Source organism: Hymenobacter psoromatis (genome assembly GCA_001596155.1).
Taxonomy (GTDB): Bacteria; Bacteroidota; Bacteroidia; order Cytophagales; family Hymenobacteraceae; genus Hymenobacter.
The window spans coordinates 3771093-3797074 of sequence record CP014771.1; the positions used below are offsets into that span (position 1 = coordinate 3771093).

General features: G+C 51.8%; 35 protein-coding genes. 34 read left to right on the top strand and 1 reads right to left on the bottom strand.

Annotation, left to right across the window (positions count from 1 at the left end; genetic code table 11):
- Nucleotides 1-164: 164 nt before the first annotated feature.
- The 7 genes from A0257_16100 (at nucleotide 165) to A0257_16130 (ending at nucleotide 9219) form a co-directional block, all read left to right on the top strand.
- On the top strand, nucleotides 165-4520 hold the full coding sequence (locus A0257_16100) for a DNA-directed RNA polymerase subunit beta' (protein AMR28461.1): 4356 nt from the start codon (nucleotides 165-167) through the stop codon (nucleotides 4518-4520).
- Between the two features lie 407 nt (nucleotides 4521-4927).
- A complete protein-coding gene (locus A0257_16105) occupies nucleotides 4928-5158 on the top strand; it encodes a hypothetical protein (GenBank protein AMR28462.1) in 231 nt (76 codons plus the stop codon).
- Nucleotide 5159: 1 nt separating this feature from the next.
- Entirely contained in the window at nucleotides 5160-5486 is a 327-nt protein-coding gene (locus A0257_16110; protein AMR28463.1) for a hypothetical protein, read from the top strand.
- Nucleotides 5487-5618: 132 nt separating this feature from the next.
- Nucleotides 5619-6050: a 30S ribosomal protein S12 gene (locus A0257_16115; protein AMR28464.1), complete on the top strand. Its 432-nt coding sequence runs from the start codon at nucleotides 5619-5621 to the stop codon at nucleotides 6048-6050.
- Between the two features lie 99 nt (nucleotides 6051-6149).
- Nucleotides 6150-6617 (top strand): 30S ribosomal protein S7, encoded by a 468-nt coding sequence (locus A0257_16120; GenBank protein ID AMR28465.1) that lies wholly within the window; start codon nucleotides 6150-6152, stop codon nucleotides 6615-6617.
- 110 nt (nucleotides 6618-6727) lie between these two features.
- Nucleotides 6728-8866: an elongation factor G gene (fusA, locus tag A0257_16125; protein ID AMR28466.1), complete on the top strand. Its 2139-nt coding sequence runs from the start codon at nucleotides 6728-6730 to the stop codon at nucleotides 8864-8866.
- 47 nt (nucleotides 8867-8913) lie between these two features.
- Entirely contained in the window at nucleotides 8914-9219 is a 306-nt protein-coding gene (locus A0257_16130; GenBank protein ID AMR28467.1) for a 30S ribosomal protein S10, read from the top strand.
- A 72-nt stretch (nucleotides 9220-9291) separates the two neighbouring features.
- Here A0257_16130 and A0257_16135 read toward each other — a convergent pair whose 3' ends face one another.
- The gene (locus A0257_16135) at nucleotides 9292-10119 is read right to left on the bottom strand and encodes a hypothetical protein (protein AMR28468.1); all 828 of its coding nucleotides are present in this window, start codon (nucleotides 10117-10119) and stop codon (nucleotides 9292-9294) included.
- A gap of 732 nt (nucleotides 10120-10851) precedes the next feature.
- Between A0257_16135 and A0257_16140 the strand changes: the two genes are divergently transcribed.
- The 27 genes from A0257_16140 (at nucleotide 10852) to A0257_16270 (ending at nucleotide 25882) form a co-directional block, all read left to right on the top strand.
- Nucleotides 10852-11472, top strand: a complete 621-nt coding sequence (locus A0257_16140) for a 50S ribosomal protein L3 (GenBank protein AMR28469.1) — start codon at nucleotides 10852-10854, stop codon at nucleotides 11470-11472.
- 19 nt (nucleotides 11473-11491) lie between these two features.
- Complete coding sequence (locus A0257_16145) at nucleotides 11492-12139, top strand: 50S ribosomal protein L4 (GenBank protein AMR28470.1); 648 nt, start codon at nucleotides 11492-11494, stop codon at nucleotides 12137-12139.
- The gene (locus tag A0257_16150; protein ID AMR28471.1) at nucleotides 12139-12426 is read left to right on the top strand and encodes a 50S ribosomal protein L23; all 288 of its coding nucleotides are present in this window, start codon (nucleotides 12139-12141) and stop codon (nucleotides 12424-12426) included. Before A0257_16145 ends, A0257_16150 begins: the two co-directional genes overlap by 1 nt.
- 32 nt (nucleotides 12427-12458) lie before the next feature.
- Nucleotides 12459-13286 (top strand): 50S ribosomal protein L2, encoded by an 828-nt coding sequence (gene rplB / locus A0257_16155; protein AMR28472.1) that lies wholly within the window; start codon nucleotides 12459-12461, stop codon nucleotides 13284-13286.
- A gap of 3 nt (nucleotides 13287-13289) precedes the next feature.
- Entirely contained in the window at nucleotides 13290-13568 is a 279-nt protein-coding gene (locus A0257_16160; protein ID AMR28473.1) for a 30S ribosomal protein S19, read from the top strand.
- Nucleotides 13552-14007 carry a 50S ribosomal protein L22 gene (locus tag A0257_16165; GenBank protein ID AMR28474.1) on the top strand — a complete coding sequence of 152 codons (456 nt, stop codon included), beginning with the start codon at nucleotides 13552-13554 and terminating at the stop codon, nucleotides 14005-14007. The genes A0257_16160 and A0257_16165 overlap by 17 nt, the downstream gene beginning before the upstream one ends.
- 6 nt (nucleotides 14008-14013) lie before the next feature.
- Complete coding sequence (locus A0257_16170; GenBank protein AMR28475.1) at nucleotides 14014-14928, top strand: 30S ribosomal protein S3; 915 nt, start codon at nucleotides 14014-14016, stop codon at nucleotides 14926-14928.
- A gap of 91 nt (nucleotides 14929-15019) precedes the next feature.
- On the top strand, nucleotides 15020-15448 hold the full coding sequence (locus A0257_16175; protein ID AMR28476.1) for a 50S ribosomal protein L16: 429 nt from the start codon (nucleotides 15020-15022) through the stop codon (nucleotides 15446-15448).
- Nucleotides 15449-15452: 4 nt separating this feature from the next.
- Entirely contained in the window at nucleotides 15453-15665 is a 213-nt protein-coding gene (locus tag A0257_16180) for a 50S ribosomal protein L29 (GenBank protein AMR28477.1), read from the top strand.
- On the top strand, nucleotides 15665-15964 hold the full coding sequence (locus A0257_16185; protein AMR28478.1) for a 30S ribosomal protein S17: 300 nt from the start codon (nucleotides 15665-15667) through the stop codon (nucleotides 15962-15964). Before A0257_16180 ends, A0257_16185 begins: the two co-directional genes overlap by 1 nt.
- A 9-nt stretch (nucleotides 15965-15973) precedes the next feature.
- The gene (locus tag A0257_16190; GenBank protein ID AMR28479.1) at nucleotides 15974-16342 is read left to right on the top strand and encodes a 50S ribosomal protein L14; all 369 of its coding nucleotides are present in this window, start codon (nucleotides 15974-15976) and stop codon (nucleotides 16340-16342) included.
- Between the two features lie 3 nt (nucleotides 16343-16345).
- Nucleotides 16346-16609, top strand: a complete 264-nt coding sequence (locus tag A0257_16195) for a 50S ribosomal protein L24 (GenBank protein AMR28480.1) — start codon at nucleotides 16346-16348, stop codon at nucleotides 16607-16609.
- A gap of 12 nt (nucleotides 16610-16621) precedes the next feature.
- On the top strand, nucleotides 16622-17179 hold the full coding sequence (locus A0257_16200) for a 50S ribosomal protein L5 (GenBank protein ID AMR28481.1): 558 nt from the start codon (nucleotides 16622-16624) through the stop codon (nucleotides 17177-17179).
- The gene (locus A0257_16205) at nucleotides 17179-17448 is read left to right on the top strand and encodes a 30S ribosomal protein S14 (GenBank protein ID AMR28482.1); all 270 of its coding nucleotides are present in this window, start codon (nucleotides 17179-17181) and stop codon (nucleotides 17446-17448) included. The genes A0257_16200 and A0257_16205 overlap by 1 nt, the downstream gene beginning before the upstream one ends.
- A gap of 1714 nt (nucleotides 17449-19162) precedes the next feature.
- Complete coding sequence (locus A0257_16210) at nucleotides 19163-19561, top strand: 30S ribosomal protein S8 (protein AMR28483.1); 399 nt, start codon at nucleotides 19163-19165, stop codon at nucleotides 19559-19561.
- Between the two features lie 21 nt (nucleotides 19562-19582).
- Nucleotides 19583-20140 carry a 50S ribosomal protein L6 gene (locus tag A0257_16215; protein AMR28484.1) on the top strand — a complete coding sequence of 186 codons (558 nt, stop codon included), beginning with the start codon at nucleotides 19583-19585 and terminating at the stop codon, nucleotides 20138-20140.
- 9 nt (nucleotides 20141-20149) lie between these two features.
- A complete protein-coding gene (locus A0257_16220; GenBank protein ID AMR28485.1) occupies nucleotides 20150-20500 on the top strand; it encodes a 50S ribosomal protein L18 in 351 nt (116 codons plus the stop codon).
- A 168-nt stretch (nucleotides 20501-20668) separates the two neighbouring features.
- Nucleotides 20669-21121: a 30S ribosomal protein S5 gene (locus A0257_16225; GenBank protein AMR29807.1), complete on the top strand. Its 453-nt coding sequence runs from the start codon at nucleotides 20669-20671 to the stop codon at nucleotides 21119-21121.
- 7 nt (nucleotides 21122-21128) lie between these two features.
- The gene (locus A0257_16230) at nucleotides 21129-21308 is read left to right on the top strand and encodes a 50S ribosomal protein L30 (GenBank protein ID AMR28486.1); all 180 of its coding nucleotides are present in this window, start codon (nucleotides 21129-21131) and stop codon (nucleotides 21306-21308) included.
- Nucleotides 21309-21323: 15 nt separating this feature from the next.
- A complete protein-coding gene (locus A0257_16235) occupies nucleotides 21324-21770 on the top strand; it encodes a 50S ribosomal protein L15 (protein AMR28487.1) in 447 nt (148 codons plus the stop codon).
- Between the two features lie 22 nt (nucleotides 21771-21792).
- A complete protein-coding gene (locus tag A0257_16240) occupies nucleotides 21793-23109 on the top strand; it encodes a preprotein translocase subunit SecY (GenBank protein ID AMR28488.1) in 1317 nt (438 codons plus the stop codon).
- Between the two features lie 7 nt (nucleotides 23110-23116).
- Entirely contained in the window at nucleotides 23117-23899 is a 783-nt protein-coding gene (locus A0257_16245) for a type I methionyl aminopeptidase (protein ID AMR28489.1), read from the top strand.
- A 5-nt stretch (nucleotides 23900-23904) separates the two neighbouring features.
- Nucleotides 23905-24123: a translation initiation factor IF-1 gene (gene infA, locus A0257_16250; GenBank protein AMR28490.1), complete on the top strand. Its 219-nt coding sequence runs from the start codon at nucleotides 23905-23907 to the stop codon at nucleotides 24121-24123.
- A gap of 25 nt (nucleotides 24124-24148) precedes the next feature.
- A complete protein-coding gene (locus A0257_16255) occupies nucleotides 24149-24265 on the top strand; it encodes a 50S ribosomal protein L36 (GenBank protein AMR28491.1) in 117 nt (38 codons plus the stop codon).
- Between the two features lie 108 nt (nucleotides 24266-24373).
- Complete coding sequence (locus A0257_16260) at nucleotides 24374-24751, top strand: 30S ribosomal protein S13 (protein AMR29808.1); 378 nt, start codon at nucleotides 24374-24376, stop codon at nucleotides 24749-24751.
- A gap of 106 nt (nucleotides 24752-24857) precedes the next feature.
- Nucleotides 24858-25250, top strand: a complete 393-nt coding sequence (locus tag A0257_16265; protein AMR28492.1) for a 30S ribosomal protein S11 — start codon at nucleotides 24858-24860, stop codon at nucleotides 25248-25250.
- 26 nt (nucleotides 25251-25276) lie between these two features.
- A complete protein-coding gene (locus A0257_16270) occupies nucleotides 25277-25882 on the top strand; it encodes a 30S ribosomal protein S4 (GenBank protein AMR28493.1) in 606 nt (201 codons plus the stop codon).
- Nucleotides 25883-25982: the final 100 nt, after the last annotated feature.

A 25982-nucleotide genomic window follows, 5' to 3' on the forward strand; every position in this document is an offset into this window, starting at 1 on the left:
AAGGAACCGGCCGCTTATAGTTTATAGATAAGTAGAAAAGACCTGACGAGAATCTACTACGCGGCGTATCTGTCTGACCCGTAGAGCACTTTTCGTAGCGTCAAACTGTTAGAGAATATTCTGGCAGTTCAAAGCCAAACAGCTAAAAGCTTAACAAATACCTAATGGCTTTCGCAAAAAATAAGAAATTAGTCCAAGACTTCTCTAAGGTTACTATCTCGCTTGCTTCTCCCGAAGGAATTCTGGAGCGCAGCACAGGCGAAGTAGTTAAGCCTGAGACGATTAACTACCGCACATATAAGCCCGAAATGGGCGGCCTATTCTGCGAACGGATTTTCGGCCCGGTGAAGGACTGGGAGTGCCATTGCGGCAAATACAAGCGCATTCGCTACAAGGGCATTATCTGCGACCGTTGCGGCGTGGAGGTGACCGAGAAGAAGGTGCGTCGGGAGCGCATGGGCCACATCGAACTGGTGGTGCCTGTAGCCCATATCTGGTACTTCAAGAGCCTGCCGAACAAAATCGGCTACCTGTTGGGCTTGCCCACCAAGAAGCTCGACCAGATTATATACTACGAGCGCTACGTAGTGGTGCAGCCCGGCGTGCAAGCCGAAGAAGGTGTGCAGCAGCTCGACTTCCTCACTGAAGACGAGTACCTGGACATCATCGATAAGCTGCCCCGCGAGAACCAGATGCTGCCCAACGAGGACCCGCAGAAGTTCATCGCCAAGATGGGTGCCGACGCGCTGCAAATGCTGCTCGAACGCATCAACCTCGACGAACTGAGCTACTCGCTCCGCGACTCGGCCGCGCACGAAACTTCGCAGCAGCGTAAGGCTGAGGCGTTGAAGCGTTTGCGCGTGGTAGAAGCTTTTCGTGATGCCGCTACCCGCGTGGAGAACCGCCCCGAGTGGATGGTAATCCGCATGGTGCCGGTTATCCCGCCCGAACTGCGTCCGCTCGTGCCGTTGGATGGTGGCCGTTTCGCCACTTCTGACTTGAACGACCTGTACCGTCGCGTTATCATCCGCAATAACCGCCTCAAGCGCCTGATTGAAATCAAGGCGCCGGAAGTGATTCTGCGGAACGAGAAGCGCATGCTGCAAGAGGCCGTCGATTCGCTCTTCGACAACTCGCGTAAGGTGAACGCCGTGCGCGCCGAAGGTAACCGCGCGCTAAAGTCGCTGTCCGATATGCTGAAAGGCAAGCAGGGCCGCTTCCGTCAGAACCTGCTCGGTAAGCGGGTTGACTATTCGGGTCGTTCGGTAATCGTTGTTGGTCCTGAGTTGAAGCTGCATGAGTGCGGCCTACCCAAGAATATGGCGGCCGAACTGTTCAAGCCGTTCATCATCCGCAAGCTCATTGAGCGCGGTATCGTGAAGACGGTGAAGTCGGCCAAGAAAATCGTGGACCGCAAGGATGCCGTGGTTTGGGACATTCTGGAGAACGTGCTGAAAGGCCACCCAGTGCTCCTCAACCGTGCCCCTACCCTCCACCGTTTGGGCATTCAGGCTTTCCAGCCGCGCCTCATCGAGGGCAAGGCTATTCAGTTGCACCCGCTCGTTTGTACGGCTTTCAACGCTGACTTTGACGGTGACCAGATGGCTGTGCACGTGCCCCTTGGACCAGCTGCTATCCTGGAAGCCTCGATGCTCATGCTGGCGTCGCACAACATCCTGAACCCCGCCAACGGCGCGCCCATCGCGGTGCCGTCGCAGGACATGGTTCTGGGTCTATACTACGTTACCAAAGGCAAACGCTCCACGGAAGGCGAAAGCATTCAGGGCGAAGGCCGGGCGTTCTACTCTGACGAAGAGGTAGTTATCGCCCTCAACGAAAAGCAGCTGTCGAAGCACGCCTATATCAAGGTGCGCACAATGATTCGCGATGAGAATGACGACCTCGTTCAGAAAACTATCGAAACCGTTGCTGGCCGCGTGCTCTTCAACCAGCTCGTGCCCGCCGAAGTAGGTTTCGTAGATGAGTTGCTGACCAAGAAAAAGCTTCAGCAAATCATCTCGATGGTGTTCAAGCGCACGGGTATGGCCCGCACCGCGCAGTTCCTGGACGACATCAAGACCCTTGGCTTCCAGTCGGCCTACAAAGGCGGTCTGAGCATGGGTCTGGGTGATATCCAGATTCCAAAGGAGAAAGACATTCTCATCAAGCAGGCGCAAGCCGATGTAGCTGCCGTAATGCAGAACTACCAGATGGGTCTGATTACGAACAATGAGCGATATAACCAGGTAATTGATATCTGGACGCGTATCAACTCGCAGATTACGGAGACGCTGATGGGCCGCCTGGAAAAGGAGAACCAAGGCTTCAACTCTATCTACATGATGATGCACTCGGGCGCTCGTGGCTCGCGGGAGCAGATTCGCCAGCTCGGCGGCATGCGCGGCCTGATGGCCAAGCCCCAGAAGTCGCTGCAAGGCTCGGTAGGCGAGATTATCGAGAACCCGATTCTGTCGAACTTCAAAGAAGGTCTCGACGTAATCGAGTACTTTATCTCGACTCACGGTGCACGTAAAGGTCTGGCTGACACGGCCATGAAAACGGCCGACGCCGGCTACCTGACGCGTCGTCTGGTTGACGTATCGCAGGACGTTATCGTGAATGAGCCGGACTGCGGCACGTTGCGCGGTACCGAAACCTTCGCTCTAAAAGACAACGAAGACATCGTGGAGCCGCTGGCTGAGCGTATCCTCGGTCGCACGGCCGTGCATGATATCATTGACCCGCTGACCGACGAGCTGATTCTGGCTTCCGGTGAGCAAATCACGGAGGAAATCACGCGCCGCATCGATGCTACCAGCATTGAGTCGGTAGAGATTCGCTCCGTACTGACTTGCGAAAGCAAGCGTGGTATCTGCGGCAAGTGCTATGGCCGTAACCTGGCAACGGGTCGGATGGTGCAGAAAGGAGAGGCCGTTGGCGTCATCGCGGCCCAGTCGATTGGTGAGCCCGGCACGCAGCTAACGCTCCGCACGTTCCACGTAGGTGGTACGGCTTCAAACATTGCCGTGGAAGCTAACATCCGCGCCAAGTTTGCGGGTATTGTCGAGTTTGAAGACATCCGTACCGTAGCTGGCGTCAACTTCGAAGGAGCAAAAACCAACGTGGCAATGGGCCGTTCGGGCGAAGTTAGGATTGTGGAGAAAGGCACTGGTAAAGTGTTCATCTCCAATCACGTTCCGTATGGCTCGTTCCTGCTTGCTAAAGAAGGCCAGGAAGTGGAGAAAGGTCAGGAACTCGTAAACTGGGACCCGTACAACGCGGTAATCCTGGCCGAGTTCGATGGCACTATTCAGTACGACGCCCTCACGGAAGGCATTACGTATCGTGAGGAAACTGACGAACAGACGGGCTTTCGCGAGAAAGTAATCGTTGAATCGAAAGATAAAGCGCAGAACCCGTCAGTATTGCTGCACCCGGCAAAAGGTGCCGATGCCGATTCGGCTAGGTCTTATAGTATGCCGGTAGGCGCTCACTTGAACGTCGAGAACGGCGTGAAGGTGAAAGCCGGCCACATTCTGGCGAAGATTCCGCGGGCCGTGGGCAAAACCCGTGACATCACGGGCGGCCTACCCCGCGTTGTGGAGCTCTTCGAAGCGCGTAACCCGTCGAACCCGGCCGTTGTGTCGGAAATCGATGGGGTAGTAACCTACGGTTCGGTAAAACGTGGCAACCGCGAAATCTTCGTGGAGTCGAAAGACGGCGTGAAGCGGAAGTACATGGTGCCACTTTCGAAGTTCATCCTCGTGCAGGACAACGACTTCGTACGGGCCGGTTCGCCGCTCTCTGACGGTGCCATCACCCCGAGCGATATCCTGAATATTCAGGGTCCCAGCTCGGTGCAGCAGTACCTCGTGAACGAGATTCAGGAGGTGTACCGCTTGCAGGGTGTGAAAATCAACGACAAGCACATTGAAGTTATCGTCCGCCAGATGATGCAGAAAGTGCTTGTGATGGACGCCGGCGACACCAGCTTCCTCGAAAATCAGCTCGTAGATAAGGTGCTGCTGATGGAAGAGAACGACATCGTTATCGACATGAAAGTCGTGACTGATGCTGGTGATTCTTCGGAATTCCGTCCGGGTCAGATTATCTCCTCTCGTAAGCTGCGCGACGAAAACTCGTCGCTCCGCCGTCGCGACCTTAAACTCGCGGAAGTGCGTGACGCTCAGCCCGCCGTATCGCGTCCTACCCTCCAGGGTATCACGCAGGCTTCGTTGGGTACGGCTTCGTTCATCTCGGCCGCTTCCTTCCAGGAAACGACCAAGGTGCTGAGCGAGGCCGCCATCCGTGGCAAAGCCGACGAGCTGTTGGGCTTGAAGGAGAACGTAATCGTTGGTCACCTCATCCCCGCCGGTACTGGCTTGCGCGAGTATCAAGGTATCGAGGTATCTTCGAAAGAGGACCATGCTACCCGCCAGGCCGCTCAGGCTGCCGAGCAGGCCGTGGTCCCTGCCAAGCGTCCCTCGCGCGCCAAGCGTGAGACGACCGTGCAGGAATAAGGATTGATGTAAGTTTGTAAAAGCAAAACCCCCGGTTAGCGTGGAGCTGGCCGGGGGTTTTTGTTTTAACAGCACACTAAATTGAAAATTTAATGAAAATTTTATACTTATAATTTTTGCTGTTATCTAGAATCTCAGCAGTTAGTGCTCAAAAGGCACAGTTTAAAATAGGAAAGACTTATAATGAATCAGTAGATTCTGTTGATGTTCCTCAACATATAGTTGCATCGCTACACAAATTAGTGTCGAATGCAAAAGATATTTCTTGGGGACATCTTTTTTGTACTAAATGTCCTAAGGATGGAACATATAGTTACTATCAAGCTGAATTCTACCAAAGTGATGAGCAAGGGAGTATAACATTTAATGAAAATTCTCAACCTGTTGCATTCATCTTAAAGGTTGAGTTGGCAAAAGTACCGATTGAAGTGCAGGACGCAATTGGTAAAAGAGTTAAAAAACCAGAGCAAAATTTTCAAAAAATTAACTTAGAAATTACTTCATTTAATATTAAAGAAAAGTTGCTTTACAAGGTTGCCTTCTATATTCCGACTGAGGACAAAAAACATTGGACACAGTACGATGAGCTTGTCTTTAATAAAGTAGGCAGCGTTACCAAATTGAAAGCCATCGAATAAAATGCAACCTACCCAACCCCAAAACCCCGACCCCACCGCCCTCAATATAGAGTTGAGCGAAGCCATTGCCGAAGGCGAATACGCTAACTTGGCCCTGATTGCGCACAGCTCCAGCGAATTCGTAGTGGACTTTATTCGTATGATGCCTGGTGCTCCAAAGGCTAAAGTAAAGGCGCGGGTTATCCTTACGCCTGAACATGCTAAACGCCTGCTGTCGGCGCTAGAGGAGAATATCCAGCGCTATGAGCAGAGCTACGGCTCCATCAAACTGCACCAAGAAACCCCGGCCTACCCCATGAATTTTGGGGGAGCGGTAGGGGAGGCGTAGGCCAGGCGCGTAAGGTGCACTACCAGCCAGACAATTAAGTTTTTCAGCGAGTTTGCTATTGCCAAACTATTTTCTTACCTTTGCAGGCCTGAAAATTTGGGAGCAAACGGCTCTCGTTCAACCAATCGCTAAATGCCAACCATCAACCAACTAGTACGGAAAGGTCGTGAGGCTCTGACTACCAAGTCAAAGTCGCCCGCTCTTGATTCGTGCCCGCAGCGTCGGGGCGTATGCACTCGCGTGTATACCACCACGCCTAAGAAGCCGAACTCGGCTATGCGCAAAGTGGCCCGTGTGCGCCTTACCAATGGTAAGGAAGTAAACGCGTACATTCCCGGTGAAGGCCACAACCTCCAGGAGCACAGCATCGTGCTTATTCGCGGAGGCCGGGTAAAAGACTTGCCAGGTGTTCGTTACCACATCATTCGTGGTGCGCTAGACACGGCAGGCGTAAGCGGCCGCTTGCAGCGTCGCTCGAAGTACGGTGCTAAGCGTCCGAAGCCAGGCCAGCCCGCCGCAGCGGCCGGCAAAGGTGGCAAAGGCGCACCCGCTAAGAAGAAGTAATTTATTAGTTGTCAGTTGCTAGATGAGAAGGGGGTAGGGAGGCTCAGCATCCCTACTTCCCTCCCGACTAGCAGCTAACAACTGACAACTAAATAAACCATGCGCAAGTCAAAACCCAAAAAGCGTATTCTCCTGCCGGACCCCAAGTTCAAGGAGACGCTCGTAACCCGCTTCGTCAATTATATGATGTATGACGGGAAGAAAAACCTGGCCTACACCATTTTCTACGATGCCGTAGAGCAGGTGGAAAGCCGCACCAAGGAAAGCGGCCTCGAAATGTGGCGCAAAGCGTTGAACAACGTGATGCCTACCGTAGAGGTAAAGAGCCGTCGTGTGGGTGGCGCTACCTTCCAAGTGCCGATTGAAGTGCGCGCCGACCGCCGCATTGCGGTTGGTTCGAAGTGGCTGATTCAGTACGCTCGTCGCCGTGGGGAAAAAACCATGAAAGATAAGCTAGCTGGCGAAATCATTGCTGCTGCTAAAGGTGAAGGTGCTGCCGTTAAGAAAAAGGATGACACCCATCGCATGGCCGAAGCCAACAAAGCTTTCTCGCACTTCCGTTTCTAATACATCGGGCGTTTAGCGGGTTGATGAGTTTAGATTGAATGTTTAGCCAGTTTTGGTTGTCTTCTCTCCTAAACTCATCAACCCGCTAACGCGCTAATTAACCCACCGTAATGGCAGTCAACAAAGAGCTACAATACCTGCGCAATATTGGCATCATGGCCCACATTGACGCGGGCAAGACGACCACTTCGGAGCGCATTCTGTACTACACCGGCAAAACTCATAAAATTGGGGAGGTGCACGACGGAGCTGCTACGATGGACTGGATGGAGCAGGAGCAGGAGCGTGGTATCACTATCACCTCGGCCGCTACGACCACTTTCTGGAACTACCCCACTGATGCGCAAGGCAATTCGATTCCCGACACTCACCAGTACAAAATCAACCTCATTGATACCCCCGGTCACGTTGACTTTACAGTAGAAGTGGAGCGCTCGTTGCGCGTGTTGGACGGTGCCGTGGCCTTGTTCTGCGCCGTATCGGGGGTAGAGCCGCAGTCGGAGACTGTATGGCGTCAGGCTGATAAGTATAGCGTTCCGCGCATTTGCTTCGTCAACAAGATGGACCGTGCCGGCGCTGACTTCTTCAAGGCTGTAGCCGAAATTAAGGAGAAACTAGGCGCTAATCCCGTGCCGCTGCAAATTCCCATTGGTGCTGAAGACACGTTCAAAGGTGTAGTTGACCTGCTCACTGGCAAAGCCATTGTGTGGGACGACGCCACCGAAGGCAAGTCGTACAACGAAGTTCCGGTGCCCGAAGACCTCGTGGACACGGTAGCTGAGTGGCGCGAAAAGCTCATTGAGAGCGTTGCCGAATACGATGATACTTTGATGGAAAAATTCTTCGAGGACCCGGAAAGCATTACCCGCGAGGAGATGATGGTCGTTATCCGCAAAGCGGTAATCGACATGAAGTTCTCGCCCGTACTGTGCGGCTCGGCCTTCAAGAACAAGGGTGTGCAGACGATGTTGGACGCCGTAATGGCCTACCTCCCATCGCCACTCGACATGCCCGCCGTCATCGGTACCAATCCCGATAATGGTGCGGAAGTAGAGCGTCACCCCGACAACTCGGAGCCGTTCACTGCCTTGGCGTTCAAGATTGCTACCGACCCTTACGTGGGCCGTCTATGCTTCTTCCGTTGCTACTCGGGCGTGCTGAACGGCGGTTCGTATGTGCTGAACAACCGCACCGGCAAGAAGGAGCGCATCTCGCGCCTTATGCAGATGCACTCCAACAAGCAGAACCAAATCGACAGCATCCAGGCTGGCGATATTGCGGCTGGTGTGGGTTTCAAAGACATCAAAACTGGTGACACGCTGACCGACGAGAAATCGCCGCTCGTGTTAGAGTCGATGTCGTTTCCTGAGCCGGTAATCGGCTACGCTATTGAGCCAAAAACGCAGGCCGACGTTGACAAAATGGGCATGGCAATCGCCAAGCTCATCGAGGAAGACCCGACCCTGCGCGTTAATACCGACACCGAGACTGGCCAGACCATCCTCCGTGGTATGGGTGAGTTGCACTTGGAAATCATTATTGACCGCATGCGTCGTGAATTCAAGGTTGAAATCAACCAGGGTGCCCCACAGGTAGCCTACAAGGAGATTTTGACCAAGAAAGTTGACCACCGTGAAACCTACAAGAAGCAAACCGGTGGCCGTGGTAAATTTGGCGATATCGAGTTTGAACTTGGCCCGAAAGAGACCGAGCCCGAAAAGCCCGGCTTCGAATTCGACAATGCCATTGTAGGTGGTGTAATTCCGCGTGAATTTATTGCCCCTATCCAAAAAGGCTTTGAGGAAGCGATGAAGCAGGGCCCGCTGGCTGGCTTCCCGATTGAAGGCATGAAGGTGAAGCTGTATCACGGCTCTTTCCACGACGTTGACTCGGACGCTCTGTCGTTCGAACTCGCCGCCCGTGGTGGTTTCCGCGAAGCAGCTCGCAAAGCCGGCCCAAAGTTGCTTGAGCCTATAATGGCTGTTGAAGTAGTTTGCCCCGACGAGTACACCGGCCCGGTAACGGGTGACCTGAACCGCCGCCGTGGCCTGATGAAGGGCATGGATACCAAGGGTGGTGCTCAGATTATCAAAGCCGACGTGCCTCTGTCGGAGTTGTTCGGCTACGTAACCGACCTGCGCACGCTGTCGTCGGGCCGTGCCTCGGCTTCGCTTACTTTCTCGCACTACGAGGTTGTCCCGCAAAACATGGCAGATGCCATCATTGCTAAAATTAAAGGCGGTAAATAGTTTCCTTTCAGCTTGTCACACCCTGAGGCAATCGGCCTCTAAAAACCATGAACCAGAAAATCAGAATCAAGCTGAAAAGCTACGACCACAATTTGGTCGATAAATCGGCCGAGAAAATCGTGAAAGCGGTTAAAGCGACCGGTGCTATTGTAAGTGGTCCTATTCCGTTGCCCACGGAAAAGGAGAAGTACACCGTACTGCGCTCGCCCCACGTGAACAAGAAGAGCCGGGAGCAATTCCAGCTTTGCACGTACAAGCGTTTGGTTGACATTTTCTCGACCAGCAGCAAGACGGTTGACGCGCTGATGAAGCTGGAATTGCCCAGCGGCGTTGACGTTGAAATCAAAGTCTGAACCTGAGATTTGACCAACAGAAAGCCCCTCCAGCATTCGCTGGAGGGGCTTTCTGTTGGTCAAATATTTCCTCTATACCTGTTTCGTTAACCCATAAGGTGTGAAGGCAATCTTATCGTGAACCACTTGCTCATACAGCGCCTTGCTCACTTCAGGGCGGGGTAGGAGCTTATGAAAGCAGTGATATGCAACGGCAATATTGAGTACCGGAATTATGTTGACTCCTTGTAGCCGAAGACGAAACTCTACATCGGAATCCTCCCCAAAAGTGGGTGCCGTATAACGCTCATCGAAGCCATTGATAGCTACTAAGTCAGCTTTCATAACCGAAAAGTTAGCGCCTAATAACCCACGCTCCTTTCGGTTGAAGTAGCCACGCAATAGGGGGGTAGTAACGTAAAAGCCATTCATGAAATGGAAGGTGCGGCGCGTGAGAAAGCCTGCCAACTGCCCCGCTATGGTGAATGGGTTTTGTAGGATGCCTTGCCTCACTTTGGCTGGCGTAAGCTGACGGGTGAGGCGGTCGGAAATATCGATGCGGCGTCCTGCTAAGCAACGGCCTATACCACCAAGTGCCAAATGCTCAGCTACGAATGCTGGGTGAGGGATGCAGTCGCCATCTAGAAAGATAAGCTGTGCTCCCAGTGCCAAGCGAATGGAGCTATTCAGAATCTGGTTCTTACGGAAGCCATCATCAGGATGCCAGTTGTGTCGAATCTGCAAGGGTGATACTTGGCAGACGTGCTTCAACTGCGCGACAAATTGCTCATTGGAGCCATCATCTGAGATAATGATTTCAAAATCTTGTTCGGTTTGCGCTTCTAAGCCAGCTAAAACTAGCTTTAGAAAATCAAATCTATTATATACAGAAATAATAATGGATGATTTGAGGGTAGCCATAAGTAAAAGTAGCCGCTACGATTTGGAGTAACAGGCTTTAGCAGGGGTAGGACATTATTTACTTTTCAAGCACGCTAGTTAAAGCTATGCCCTTTGGGCAAGACTTTAGTTGCTACTCACTTTCGCCAGTATTAGTCATAAAAGAATGATAAGTTTTTGATTGTCAATTAATTATTGTTTTTTACCCAACGACCGACGTTAGCGTTTAGCCAGCAAAATTTCATTCTGGCGCAACCCACTTTCAGTGGCTGTCTTTCAGCTGGCTTCAGCCGAAACCGCCGAATTCCATTCGATTTAAAATATATAGAATTATAATATATGATTGTTTAATTATAAAATTACCTAAAAATTAATACAATTCAATAAAAAAATTGTTTTCAGCTTTCCAAGAGTAATCTTTTCCTCCCGATTGCTACTTAAGCCGAAGTTAGAAATTTAGAAAAGCTTATTTTTCAGGACAGGTTAATATTTTTAATTATTTAAATACATTTATGTTTTTTATTATCTTTGGTTCCCACTTGTGTTACAGAAGGTAGCGAAGAAAGTGAATTGCTGGGACCGCAAGCTTTGCTTTGCTGATGCCTGTGGAGAATTACGAACACCTAACAGCTTGAGAGAAAATTATTTTCCCGCTTATCTTGGTTTTTCTCAGCAAAAATTCCTACCTTTGCACTCCCTTAGCGAAAAGGCCACTCGGGCCTTTTCTTTTTGTGTCATTTAATATCCACTAGAATGCCTGGCATCATCGGTAAAAAAATCGGTATGACAAGCCTCTTCACTCCGGACGGGAAAAACATCCCTTGCACGCTCATCGAAGCGGGTCCGTGCGTAGTGACGCAGGTTAAAACTGTCGAAAACGACGGCTATAACGCTGTTCAGCTTGCCTATGGCGAGAAGAAGGCTAAACGTACCACTAAGGCCCTGGCTGGCCACTTCGCCAAAGCCAGCACTACCCCCAAGAAACGCCTCGTTGAATTCCGTACGGAAGACCTCGCAGCTTATACTCTCGGCAGTACGGTTGAAACCTCGCTGTTCGAAGAGGGTGAGTTTGTTGATGTTGTAGGCACCTCAAAAGGTAAAGGTTTCCAGGGTGTTGTAAAACGCTACAACTTCCAAGGTGTGGGTGGTCAAACCCACGGTCAGCACAACCGTCTGCGTCACCCCGGTTCTATCGGGGCGTGCTCGTGGCCTTCGCGCGTATTCAAGGGAATGCGCATGGGTGGCCGCATGGGTACCGACCGCGTCAAGATTCAGAACCTGAAGGTGATGCGCATTGTGGCCGATAAGAACCTGATTTTGGTAAGCGGCTCAGTGCCCGGTGCCAAGAACGGCTACGTGTTCCTGGAGAAATAACCTGCTAAGCTTACTAGAGATGGAACTGTCCGTATTCAATAGCAAAGGCGAAGACACCGGCCGCAAGGTTACGCTGTCCGACGCCGTGTTCGGCCACGAGCTGAACGAGCACGTCATGTACCTCGACGTGAAGCAGTACCTGGCCAACCAGCGCCAGGGTACGCACAAATCGAAGGAGCGCGCCGAAATCGCCCGCACCACCAAGAAACTGAAGAAGCAGAAAGGCACCGGTGGTGCCCGTGCTGGTTCGATGAAGTCGGGTGTGTTCGTAGGTGGTGGCCGCATGTTCGGTCCACGTCCGCGCGACTATAGCTTCAAGCTGAACAAGAAAACCAAGCGCGTTGCGCGTCTGTCGGCCCTTTCGGTGCTGGCCCGCGATGGCAAAGTGGCTTTGGTTGAAAACCTGGCGTTCAGCGCTCCCCGCACGAAAGACTTCGTGGCCGTTTTGGATGGCCTGAAGCTCAACAACGGTCGCAAGACCTTGTACGTGACCGGCGAAGCTACCGATAAGAACCTGCTTCTCAGCGCCCGCAACGTGCAGAAAGTGAAGATTTCAACCGCCGTAGGTCTCAACACCCACGACCTGTTGAACACCGACACGCTGCTCATCAGCGAAGACGGCCTGCGTTCGCTGGAGCAATTGTACACCTCTAACTCCGCCGAATAATGAGCACGCTGAAACGCCCCATTATCACCGAGAAGGCTACCAGCCTCACCGAAACCGGCCGCTACGTATTCGAAGTGGAACGCACGGCCAACAAGGTGCAGATTAAAAAAGACATCGAGCAACTTTATGGCGTCACCGTGACCGGCATCAATACGATGCGCACGATTGGCAAAATCAAGTCGAAGGCTACCAAAGGTGGCCAGGTTTCGGGTCGTCGCGCCCACGGCAAAAAAGCCGTCGTGACCCTGAAAGACGGTGATATCATCGATTTCTATGGCAATATCTAATTGCCTTCGCCGCAAAAGCCCAATAGCTAGTAATGGCACTTAAAAAACTCAGACCAACCACGCCAGGCCAACGCTTCCGCGTGGCCCCGGCCTTCGACGAGATTACCTCGGCGACGCCGGAGAAGTCGTTGCTGACCTCGCTCAAAAAGAGTGGCGGCCGCAACCACTCGGGTAAAATGTCGAACCGCTACATCGGCGGTGGACACAAGACCCAGTACCGTATCGTGGACTTCAAGCGTGACAAAGCCGGCGTGCCGGCCACGGTGAAGACCATCGAGTACGACCCCAACCGCACCGCTCGTATTGCTTTGCTGCATTACGCCGACGGCGAGAAGCGCTACATCATCGCCCCTGCTGGTCTGAATGTGGATACCGTTATCGTATCGGGTCCCGGTGTAGCTCCCGAAGTTGGCAATGCGTTGCCGCTCCGCGAGATGCCCCTTGGTACCATCGTCCACAATATCGAGTTGCAGCCCGGTCAGGGTGCCGCTATTGCTCGCTCGGCTGGCACGTATGCCCAGCTCGTAGCCCGCGAAGAGCGTTACGCTACCCTCAAGCTGCCTTCCGGCGAGATGCGCATGGTACTCGTTACCTGCACCGCCACGGTTGGTACGGTATCGAACGGTGACCACATGAACGTAGTGATGGGTAAAGCCGGTCGCAATCGTTGGGCTGGTCGTCGCCCCCGCGTTCGTGGTGTCGCCATGAACCCCGTTGACCACCCAATGGGTGGTGGTGAAGGTAAATCGTCAGGTGGTCACCCGCGTAGCCGTAATGGTATCTTCGCTAAGGGTCAGAAGACCCGCAACAAGAATAAGTACTCCGAAAACCTGATTGTCAGCCGCAAAGGCAAGAAGTAATATATGGCACGTTCACTCAAAAAAGGGCCGTACATTGACTTCCGGCTCGAGAAAAAGGTAGAAGCGCTGGAAAGCGCTGGCAAGAAGTCGGTGGTTAAAACTTGGTCGCGGCGCTCGATGATTTCGCCCGACTTCGTAGGCCACACCTTCGCCGTCCACAACGGGAACAAGTTCATCCCGGTCTATGTAACTGAAAACATGGTCGGCCACAAGCTCGGCGAGTTCGCACCAACGCGCAACTTCCGGGGTCACGTCGCCAAAAAAGATAAAGGCAAGCGTTAAGATGGAAGCAGTAGCCAAACTCCGTAACGTGCCTACCTCGCCGCGCAAGATGCGCCTGGTAGCCAATCTGGTTCGCGGTAAGCGCGTAACCCAGGCCCTCGGTCTGCTCCGCTTCGAGGCTAACTCGGGCGCTGAGCGTGTTGAGAAGCTGCTCCTGTCGGCTTTGGCCAACTGGCAGCAGAAGAACCCCGAGGAGCGCATCGAAGATGCTAACCTCTGTGTCACCGAAATCATGGTGGATGAAGGCCGGCAGTTGAAGCGTTTGCGCCCCGCCCCTCAGGGCCGTGGTCACCGCATTCGCAAGCGCTCGAACCACATCACGCTCACAGTTGGGCCGCAGCGTGAGTCGCAGATGTCGAAGAAAGAGTTGAACGCGATGCGTCATGCGCTCTCGACTCTCGATGCCGCAACCCCCACCGCAACCCCCGCCAACGCTTAATCTATCATGGGACAGAAAGTAAATCCCGTCGGTTTCCGACTCGGCGTTATTAAAGGCTGGGACTCAAACTGGTACGGCGGCAAAGATTTTGCCGACAAGCTCGTTGAGGACGAGAAAATCCGCAAGTACATCAACGCCCGTATCCAGAAGGGCGGCATCTCGCGCATCGTTATAGAGCGCACCCTGAAGCGGATTACCATTACCATCAACACGGCTCGTCCGGGTGTGGTAATTGGTAAAGGCGGCCAGGAGGTTGATAAGATTAAGGACGAACTCAAGGAAATTACCAAAAAGGACGTTCAAATCAACATCTTCGAGATTAAGCGCCCTGAGCTGGACGCTCGCCTAGTAGGTGAGAGCATCGCTCAGCAGTTAGCTGCTCGTATCTCGTTCCGTCGTGCGATGAAGATGTCTATCCAAGCTGCGATGCGGGCTGGTGCTGAAGGCATCAAGATTCAGTGCGGTGGCCGATTGGGTGGCGCAGAAATTGCCCGCTCGGAGCAATACAAAGAAGGTCGTACTCCGCTGCACACGCTGCGCGCTGACATTGATTATGCCTTGTCGGAAGCCCAAACGGTGTACGGCAAAATCGGCATTAAAGTGTGGGTAATGCGCGGTGAGGTGTTCGGCAAGCCCGACCTCTCGCCGAACCAGGTTCCCGCTGGTAACCAAGGTGATGACCGTGGTGGCCGAGGCGGCGACCGTGGCCCGCGCCGTGATGGTGACCGCAACGACCGCGGCCCGCGTCGTGATGGCGACCGTAGTGGTGACCGTGGCCCGCGTCGTGACGGTCCCGCTGGTGGCGGCAACCGTGGCGGCCAAGGTGGTGGTCCTGCTGGCGGTGGTAACCGTGGCGGCCAAGGCGGTGGCCCCGCTGGCGGTGGCAACCGCGGCGGCCAAGGTGGCGGTCCTCGTCGCTAAGCAATTAAACTAGTCTGAGCCGTATCCCGAATCATTTCGTTCAGGGTACGGTTCACTGCTACTATTTTTCAAGTTTTCTTTTTTTACTCAAATGTTACAACCGAAAAGGACCAAGTATCGCAAGATGCAAAAGGGTCGCGTAACAGGCCTAGCCTACCGCGGCAGCTCCATAGACTTCGGTTCGTTCGCGCTTAAGTCACTGGAAATTTCCTGGATTACGGCTCGCCAGATTGAGGCGGCCCGCATTGCCATGACCCGTGCCATGAAACGCGAAGGGCAAGTATGGATTCGCATTTTCCCGGATAAGCCAATTACCAAGAAGCCTGCTGAAGTGCGGATGGGTAAGGGTAAAGGTTCGCCCGAGTATTGGGTAGCCTGCGTGAAGCCTGGCCAAATTATGTTTGAATCGGATGGCGTAAGCCTCGAAACCGCAAAAGAGTCGTTGCGTCTGGCGGCTCAGAAGCTGCCGGTTCGTACCTCCTTTGTAGTTCGCCGCGACTACGTAGAGAACGCTGCTTAATCCGATGAAAAACGAAGAAATCCGCGCCCTGTCGCCCGACGACCTGCGCACTCAGCTTAAAACCGAGCAAACCAACGGCCAGCAGATGCGCTTTGCGCACGCTATCAGCCCGCTCGAAAATCCCGGCCGCCTGAAGACCAACCGCAAAGCCGTTGCTCGCCTGCAAACGGAAATTTCGCGTCGGAACAATGAGCAGGCTTCTAACCCCGCTCAATAATGGAACCGACTCAAGAAAAACTGTTGCCGGCCCACGACAATGCTTCCGACCGCAACATGCGCAAGGAGATTGTGGGTAAGGTGACCAGCAGCAAGATGGACAAGTCCATCACGGTTGCGGTAGTTGCGAAACACCAGCACCCGATTTACGGCAAGTTCGTGAGCAAGACCACCAAGTTCCACGCCCACGACGAGAAAAACGAGTGCGGCGAAGGCGATTTAGTGCGCATCATGAGCACCCGTCCCCTGAGCAAGACCAAGCGCTGGCGTCTGGTTGAAATTGTTGAACGTGCTAAATAATCCTGGACGATGATACAGCAAGAATCCCGCCTCACGGTAGCCGACAATAGTGGTGCCAAGGAAGTGCTCTGCATCCGCGTTTTGGGTGGCACGGGCAAGAAATATGCGACAGTTGGCGATAAAATCGTCGTCGCTATCAAGTCGGCCATTCCTTCGGGCAATGCCAAGAAGGGTACGGTTAGCAAAGCCGTTATTGTGCGCGTGAAGAAAGAAATCCGCCGCAAGGACGGTTCCTACATCCGCTTCGATGACAACGCCGCCGTACTGCTCAATAACAACGACGAGCCCCGTGGCACGCGCATTTTCGGGCCGGTGGCCCGCGAGCTGCGCGAGAAGCAGTTCATGAAAATCGTATCGCTGGCCCCTGAAGTAATCTAAGCTATGGCAACCAAAGCAAAAGCCCCGGTCGTGCAGCTGCACGTGAAATCCGGCGACCTCGTGAAGGTTATTGCCGGCGACGAGCGCGGCAAAACCGGCACCATCAAATCGGTGAATCGCTCTACCCAGCGCGTTATCATCGAAGGCCTCAACCTGGTAACGAAGCACAACAAGCCGAGTGCGAAGAACCCCCAGGGTGGCATCACCAAAATCGAAAGCCCCATGCACGTCTCGAACGTGAAGAAGGTTGATTCGGCCAACGCTTAATTCGTTACGACAATGGCTCGACTGAAAGATAAATATCAGAAAGAAGTAGTACCCGCGCTCCAGGAGAAATTCCAGTTCAAGAGCATCATGCAGGTGCCGCGCATCACCAAAATCTGCATCAACCGCGGCATCGGTGCCGCCGTTGCGGATAAGAAGTTGGTGGACAATGGGGTAGAAGAGTTAACGACCATCACTGGTCAGAAAGCTGTTCCTACCATCGCTAAGCGCTCGGTTTCGAACTTCAAACTCCGGGAAGGTATGCCCATCGGTGCGCGCGTGACGCTGCGCGGCGAGAAGATGTATGAATTCCTGGACCGTCTGCTGACGGTAGCCCTACCCCGCGTGCGGGACTTCAAGGGCATCAACGATAAGGGCTTCGACGGCCGGGGCAACTATACCCTCGGCGTGAAGGAGCAGATTATCTTCCCCGAGATTTCGATTGACAAAATCAAAGGCATCTCCGGCATGGATATCACCTTCGTGACGACTGCCGAAAACGATGAGCAGAGCTATGAGTTGCTCCGCGCCTTCGGGATGCCCTTCGCTAACGCTAAAAAGGAAGCTGAATAATGGCTAAAGAATCCATCAAAGCAAGGGCACGCAAGCGCGTGGCTATGGTAGCCCGCTACGCCGAGAAGCGTAAGGCTCTGAAAGCGGCCGGCGACTACGTTGGCCTTGATAAGCTACCCCGCAACTCGTCGCCCGTGCGCCTGCACAACCGCGACATGATTGACGGCCGCCCCCGTGGCTATATGCGCAAGTTTGGCATCAGCCGCGTTCGCTTCCGCGAAATGGCGCTGGCTGGTAAGATTCCCGGCGTAACGAAATCAAGCTGGTAGTATTACTGCTTCGTAAGTTCGTCTGTAAAAAAGGCTGGTTGCATTCTTGCAACCAGCCTTTTTTGTGCTTTGCTACTGAAGTGCCCCATATATTTGCTATTAATCGATTTTGGAAGTACAATAAGTCCAATTAAATGAAAGACTATTATAAAGTACTTGGCTTAACATCTAAGGCATCTAGAAGCGAAATAGTAAGTGCTTTCCGGCCCCTTGCAAAGAAGTGGCATCCTGATATTAACAAAAGTGCTCAAGCTCCTCGGATATTTCGTGAGGTGTATGAAGCGTATGAGATTCTTAAAGATGACCAGAAGCGTTTAGCATATGATGCTCTTCTAGAAGCGGAAATAGTCTCGCAACAAAAGGCTGATACATCACGCGGTCAGAGCAGCACTTACTCACAAGCAAATCAGACGAGTAGTTATGCATACCAGTCTTGGCAACGTGATGCTCAGAATAAAGCATCATACTATGCAAGTAAGAGTTATAACACTTTTTTCAGAGATATTTTAAAATCAACAGCAAAGGTCGCTTCGGCAGTAGGTGAAGGAGTATTAACTATTATTTTTGGCATAGTACTCTACATACTTTCAATTATTGCGAATATTATAGAGTTTTCCTCAATATTTGCGCTGGCAATAGGTTTGCCGTTTATTACATTTTCGTTTTCTCCTATATGGGGAGGAATATCTATAATTTTTGTATTAGTATCAGGTTTTTATTACAGAAAAGTAGTCAAAGATTATGAGCGCTTTTGGTTATTCTTAGTGGGTGGTTATAATAAAAAGCCCTTTATATTTCTACTAATTTTTATGATTTTATATGCGAGCGGCTCAACCCTGTTTATAATTAATGACAATGATGGTAAGCGTGAAGTTACTAGACTAGCAAAGGAAAATGAGGTGAAGGATTTTGAAAGCAATATACTAAACTATGCAAAATATTATCCTGAGCACCTTAGTAAAAAAATAATTATAAGTGGCCTAGTACTGCCTGTAGATTTGCCAAACAGTGAGTCCGAGCTACCTAAAATTGATACTATGTTTTATTCAATGAATAAGATGGTTAAGCCAAGAAAAGTGTCAGATGTAAAGCACGTCTTCCGTATTAGTCGTGATGAAGTTGAAGTGGGTAGGTACAGCAACGGTGGCTTAGCAACTCAGATAGTATATAGAATTGAGTTAGTTGATTTGAATAAAAAAGTAGTAACTGTTAAGAGGGAGTTCAAAGGTTCTATGCCACCTTCTTATATTAGAACATCAGCAAATAGTAACTACGGTGATTCTGGTTCTGACCCGGTGCAGGAGGTAAGAAAGCTATTCAACGAAATTTCCGGTAAAACCCTTCTTTTTGCAAAGGATAGTAATTAAATTCTGACGCTTTAACACAAAATCCTAGCGTCCTAAACCGTGCTTGCTGCTGCGGGTGGGGGTAGGGCAGCGAAACTAGGAGCAGAAGAACGCATTCTCGTAGCGAATTAGAAATTAAGTCGTGGGTTCTCTTGCATAAGTGCCACGCTGCCTGCTACCTTTGCACCCCGAAACAGCATACCCGGCGGGTTCGCCCGCGCATTTGGCAGGTTGCCGAAAGAAACCATTAGCCAGCCCCGACAGCTGAGCTGAGTAGTCTTAACCGAAATTTCGTTGTGCGGCAAGTAGCTCGTGCGTCGAAATTTTCTTATCTTTGCGGTCCCAAAACCAGGGCCTATTTAAACTAAATGAATACTGACCCGATTGCCGATTACCTCACCCGGTTGCGCAACGCCCTCAAGGCGAACCACCGGGTAGTGGAAATCCCGGCCAGCAACATCAAAAAGGAAATCACGAAAGTGCTCTATCACAATGGCTACATTCAGAGCTATCGTTTTGACGATACGTCGGCCCAGGGTGTGATTAAAATCGCCCTGAAGTACAACCCTACCACTAAAGCGCCGGCTATCACCAGCTTGCAGCGCGTTAGCACGCCTGGTCTGCGTCAGTACCGTGCGGCTGATAATCTGCCCCGCGTACTGAGTGGCTTGGGCGTAGCCATTCTGTCAACCTCAAAGGGGGTAATGACGGAGAAGGAGGCTAAAAACGAGAACGTGGGCGGCGAGGTGCTGTGCTACGTGTACTAACCGCTAAGCCCTAGTATCTATATGTCCCGCATTGGTAAACTGCCGATTAACCTGCCCACCGGCGTGCAGGTATCGGTTGACAAAGACAACACCGTAACGGTGAAAGGCCCGAAAGGCACCTTGACTCAGGCTGTAGACCGCGACATCGCGGTAGCTACGGAGGACGGTCACGTAGTCGTATCGCGTCCCACGGAGCAGAAGCGCCACAAGGCCATGCACGGCCTTTACCGCTCGCTTATCAATAATATGATTACCGGCGTAAATACCGGTTTCGAGCACAAGCTGGAACTGGTGGGGGTAGGCTACAAGGCCGCCCTGTCGGGTCAATCGTTGGAGTTGTCGCTTGGCTATTCACATAACGTGTACTTAGCCATGCCTCCCGAAGTATCGGCTACGGCTGTGACTGAGAAAGGTAAAAATCCCATTGTAACCCTGACCAGCATCGACAAGCAGCTTGTCGGTCAGGTAGCCGCTAAAATCCGCTCACTGCGGAAAGTAGAGCCCTACAAAGGCAAGGGTGTGCGCTTTGTAGGTGAGATTGTTCGTCGTAAAGCCGGCAAGACTGCCGCTAAAAAGTAATTCAGTATTATGGCTTTCGATAAAGCATCTCGCCGGAAGCGCATTCAGCGCATCATCCGCACGAAAGTGTCCGGTACGTCGGAGCGCCCGCGCCTGTCGGTGTTCCGCTCCAACACGGGCATCTACGCCCAGATTATTGACGACTCGGCTGGCCGCACACTGGCCGCCGCTTCGTCGAAAAAGGTAACCGCCGAGGGCGGCAACGGCGTGGCCCTGGCCGCCGCCGTAGGCCGTGAAATCGCCGCAAAAGCGCAGGAAGCTGGCATCACGAAAGTGGTGTTCGACCGCTCGGGCTACCTCTATCACGGTCGTATTAAATCATTGGCAGAAGGAGCCCGCGAAGGCGGCCTCAATTTCTAAGGCATCATGGCAGAGTATAACAACAACAACCGTGGTGGCGCTCCTGGTGGAAACGACCGCGGTGGCAACAACCGGGGCGGTAACGACCGCCGCGGTAATGACCGGGGTGGCCGGGGCGGTAACGATTCCGTTCAGGGCGATTCTGACTTCAAAGAGAAAGTAGTAGCTATCAACCGCGTCGCCAAAGTGGTGAAAGGTGGCCGTCGCTTCAGCTTCTCGGCTATCGTAGTGGTAGGTGATGGCAAAGGCAACGTAGGCTACGGCCTAGGCAAAGCCAACGAAGTAACCGATGCCATTGCCAAGGGCATTGACGATGCTCGCAAGAATGTGGTGAAAGTGCCGCTTTATAAGCACACCGTACCCCATGTGATGGAAGGTCGCTATGGCGGAGGCTTCGTGCTGGTACAGCCCGCGGCTGCTGGTACGGGCGTAATCGCCGGCGGTGCCATGCGCGCTGTGTTTGAGTCGGCTGGTATCAAAGACGTGCTTGCCAAGTCGAAAGGCTCGTCGAACCCACACAACGTGGTAAAGGCTACCTTTGCCGCCCTTGCCAAGATGCGCGACCCGATGCAAATAGCTCAGGCGCGTGGTATCTCTCTCGCTCGCGTTTTTAACGGTTAATTTGACTATGCCACAGATTCAAGTAAAGCTCGTGCGCAGCGCCATTGACCGCCCCGAGCGTCAGAAGCGCACCGTGCAGGCCCTCGGCCTGAATAAAATGAACAGCACTGCTACCCACGAAACCAACCCCAGCATCCTGGGTATGGTGAAGTCGATACAGCACCTGCTGGAAGTAACTGAACTGTAAGTGTTTATCCCAGTCATGAATCTTTCCAATCTAAAACCCGCCGCCGGCTCTACGCGCAATAACAAGCGTCTTGGTCGGGGTGAGGGTTCCGGCGGCGGTGGTACTGCTACCCGCGGTCACAAAGGTGCTAAGTCGCGCTCAGGCTACTCGCGCAAGTCAGGCTTCGAAGGTGGCCAGATGCCATTGCAGCGTCGTGTGCCTAAGTTTGGCTTCACAAACATCAACCGCGTTGAGTTCAAGGGCATAAACCTGGATGTAATTCAAGGTTTGCTTGAAAAGAGCACAGTTACTTCGATGGACCAGAACTACTTCGTAGAAGCCGGATTAGTATCTAAGAATACCAAAATTAAAATTTTGGGTCGCGGTGAAATTACCACGGCACTAGAAGTACATGCTCACGCTTTTTCGAAATCGGCTGTTGATGCTATCGAAAAGGCTGGTGGCAAAGTAGTTACGCTGTAACGTGTACTGTTATTAATTGGCGATGAATAAATTTATCGAAACGATAAAGAATATTTTCAAGATTGAGGATTTGCGTACGCGAATCCTCAATACGTTATTCTTCATTGCCATATACCGGCTAGGTTGCTATGTAGTTCTGCCTGGTGTTGACCCTACCCGCCTTAAGGCAGGCAGTGGTGGTGTATTTGGTATTCTTGATACGCTACTTGGTGGAGCATTTAGCCATGCTTCCATTTTTGCATTGGGCATTATGCCCTATATCTCTGCTTCTATTGTGTTACAGCTACTAACAATTGCTGTACCTTATTTTCAGAAGCTACAGAAAGAAGGCGAATCTGGCCGTAAAAAAATTAATCAATACACCCGCTTACTCACAATTCCGATTGTGATGGCACAATCCGTTGGTTTTCTTGCTACCATAAATGCTGAAGCCATTGTAAATCCCAGCACATTCTTCACTATTTCAACTATGCTCATTATTACAGCTGGCACGCTGTTCTGTATGTGGCTAGGTGAAAAAATCACTGATAAAGGTATCGGTAATGGTATATCGATGCTTATCATGATTGGTATTGTGTCGCGCCTACCTGGTGCTCTCATCGGAGAAGCAGCTGCAAAGGGCATTAATAAATCGCTGATTTTCTTACTGGAGCTAGTTGTTCTTTTTCTAGTAGTAATGGCGGTTATTATTCTCACGCAGGCTGTGCGTCGCATACCGGTGCAGTATGCCAAGCAGGTAGGTGGTACTACGCAACTGGATGCTCAACGGCAATTTATCCCGCTAAAAGTTAATGCTGCTGGAGTAATGCCCATTATTTTCGCCCAGTCATTGATGTTTGTACCAAGTATTGCAGCTTCGGCTTGGGATAAGAATAGTGATATGGCTGCGACTATCGCCGCTTACTTTTCGCCAGAGCATTGGGTATATAATACAGTTTTCGCGATATTGATTGTTGTTTTCACCTATTTTTACACCGCTATCAGTGTTAATCCTAATCAGATTGCGGACGACCTGAAGCGTAGTGGTGGTTTTGTTCCTGGTGTGAAGCCAGGGCGAGATACATCGGAATTTATTGATGAGATTCTGACTCGCGTTACTCTGCCGGGTGCGGTAGCCTTAGCGCTCATTGCCATATTCCCGACTCTGGCTCTGCTGCTAGGAGTAACTCGCCCATTGTCGCTATTTTATGGGGGGACTTCACTTATTATTATGGTAGGTGTAGTGTTAGATACCCTAAACCAAATAGAAAGTTATCTGCTGATGCGTCATTACGATGGCATGATGAAATCGGGTAAGCTACGTGGTCGGACTACCGAGCAGGTAGCGTTGGCCTCATGAGTTAGCTATGGCAACTGGTGTTATTCAGTTTAAAACTGAAGAAGAAATAGAGTTAATGCGCGCTGCTGGGCAACTATTGGCGCGCGCCCACGGTGAAGTAGCCGCATTAGTTCGTGAGGGAGCTACAACCCGGCAACTTGACCGCCGGGCTGAAGAATTCATCCGCGATAATGGAGCTACTCCTTCGTTCAAAGGCTACAATAACTTCCCATACAGTCTGTGTCTGAGTCCAAACTCAATAGTAGTTCATGGTTTTGCTACTGATGAACCACTAAAAAGTGGCGATATTTTATCGGTAGATTGCGGAGTCTTCCTCAATGGCTACCACGCAGACAGTGCCTATACTTACCCAATAGGGGAGGTGACGCCTGAGGTAAGGCAATTATTGAAGGAAACAGAAGCCTCGTTGTATAAGGGCATCGAGCAGGCCGTAATTGGTAACCGCATCGGTGATATTAGCTACGCCATTCAAAACTACGTGTCCTCGAAAGGATACGGCGTGGTGCGTGAACTGGTAGGCCACGGGGTAGGGGCAAAGCTACATGAGAAGCCTGATGTTCCGAATTATGGTAAGCGGGGTTCAGGGCCGCTACTACAAACTGGTATGACGCTCGCCATCGAGCCGATGGTTACCCTTGGTAAGAAGGACGTGGTGCAGGAGAAAGATGGCTGGACCATCCGAACCCGCGATAAAAAACCAGCTGCGCACTTTGAGCACACGGTTGTTGTTAGGAAAGACAAGGCGGAAATTCTGACTTCGTTTTCATACATAGAAAAAGCATTGCAGTAGCCCTTATGGCAAAACAAGCCTCCATCGAGCAGGACGGTACCATCCTCGAAGCCCTGTCCAACGCCATGTTCCGCGTGGAATTGGAAAATGGGCATCAGTTGATTGCCCATATCTCGGGTAAGATGCGAATGCACTATATCAAGATTCTGCCCGGCGACAAGGTAAAGTTAGAAATGTCGCCTTATGATTTGTCGAAGGGCCGCATCAAGTATCGTTACAAGTAATTTTTTTTTCGTTCTTTTCAAGGTCATGAAAGTAAAAACCTCGGTAAAGAAACGTAGCGTTGATTGCAAAATCATCCGTCGCAACGGTAAGCTCTACGTTATCAACAAGAAGAACCCCCGCTTCAAGCAGCGTCAGGGCTAAATCAATTTTCAGAAATCCGGAGCCTTGGGTACTGGCTAAGCTCACGTTGCTTAGTCGCCTTCCAAGCTGTTGCCGGGCTTTCTGGTCCGCAAACATCTCACAACCACTATGGCTCGTATCGCAGGGGTAGACATCCCGGACAACAAGCGCGGCGAAATCGCCCTGACTTATATTTTCGGCATTGGCCGGAGTAACTCGGTTAAAATCCTCACCAAAGCTGGCATTGATGTCAACAAAAAGGTGAAGGACTGGACCGAAGCTGAAGCTGGCGAGGTGCGTAGCATCATCGCTTCTGAGCACAAAACCGAGGGTGCGCTTCGTTCGGAAGTGCAACTCAACATCAAGCGCCTGATGGACATCGGCTGCTACCGTGGCCTGCGCCACCGCAAAGGCCTGCCAGTTCGTGGTCAGCGCACTAAGAACAACTCCCGTACTCGCAAGGGTAAGCGTAAGACGGTAGCTGGTAAGAAGAAAGCAACGAAATAAACTGTAGTGGCAATCAGAGTTGAGTAAGGGGGTAGGGGCTAGTCGAGAGACAACTCTTACTCCTTAATTCAATTCTAACACCTGCCGCGTTTTTAGCGATAACCAAATGGCACAAAAAAGAAAAGACAAAGCCAAAAAGCGGCTTGTCGTGGTGGAGCAGGTGGGCCAAGTCCATATCCGTGCTTCCTTCAACAACATCATCATCTCGGTTACCAACTCCAACGGTCAGGTTATTTCCTGGGCCTCTGCTGGTAAGATGGGCTTCCGGGGGTCGAAGAAAAATACTCCTTATGCTGCCCAGATGGCAGCTACTGACTGCGGTAAGGTAGCCCATGATTTGGGTATGCGTAAAGCAGAGATATTCGTGAAAGGTCCAGGTGCGGGCCGCGAGTCGGCTATTCGCGCACTGGGTAACGTGGGCATTGAGGTGACGACCATTCGCGATGTGACGCCGTTGCCGCACAACGGCTGCCGCCCTCCTAAGCGTCGTCGCGTTTGATTTTTCCATTCTGTTAGTAACATCTCATGGCACGTTATACTGGCCCTACCGCCAAAATCGCCCGCCGCTTTTCGGAGCCGATTTTCGGGCCGAGCAAAGCGCTCAATAAAAAGAACTACCCCCCCGGCCAGCACGGCCGTGGCCGTCGCAAGAAGCAGTCGGAATACGCTGTTCAGCTGATGGAGAAGCAGAAAGTAAAGTATCTGTACGGTGTACTGGAAAAATACTTTGAGAACCTGTTTCACAAGGCCGCTGTACTGCCGGGCATCACGGGTGAGAACCTGTTGGGCCTGCTGGAGTCGCGCCTCGATAACGTGGTTTATCGTCTTGGCATTGCCACTACCCGCCGGGCTGCCCGCCAGCTGGTGTCGCATAAGCACATTACGGTGAACGGCGAAGTAGTGAACATTCCTTCCTACAAGCTGCGTCCCGGCGATTTGGTTGGGGTGCGTGAAAAGTCGAAGTCGCTCGAAGCTATTACTACCAGCCTGACCGTGCGTAATGCTCGTCAGTTCTCGTGGTTGGAGTGGGACGGCAAAGACATGGTTGGTAAGTTCACCAACATGCCGTCGCGTGACCTGATTCCGGAGAAAATTACGGAGCAGCTCATCGTCGAACTGTATTCGAAGTAATAATGGTATCAAATGCGGCTCGACTTTGGTTCGGGCCGCATTTGTGCTAAGCCGTCGCTGGAGTTAACATCTTGAAATAGACGTTAGAAGGCACTAAAAA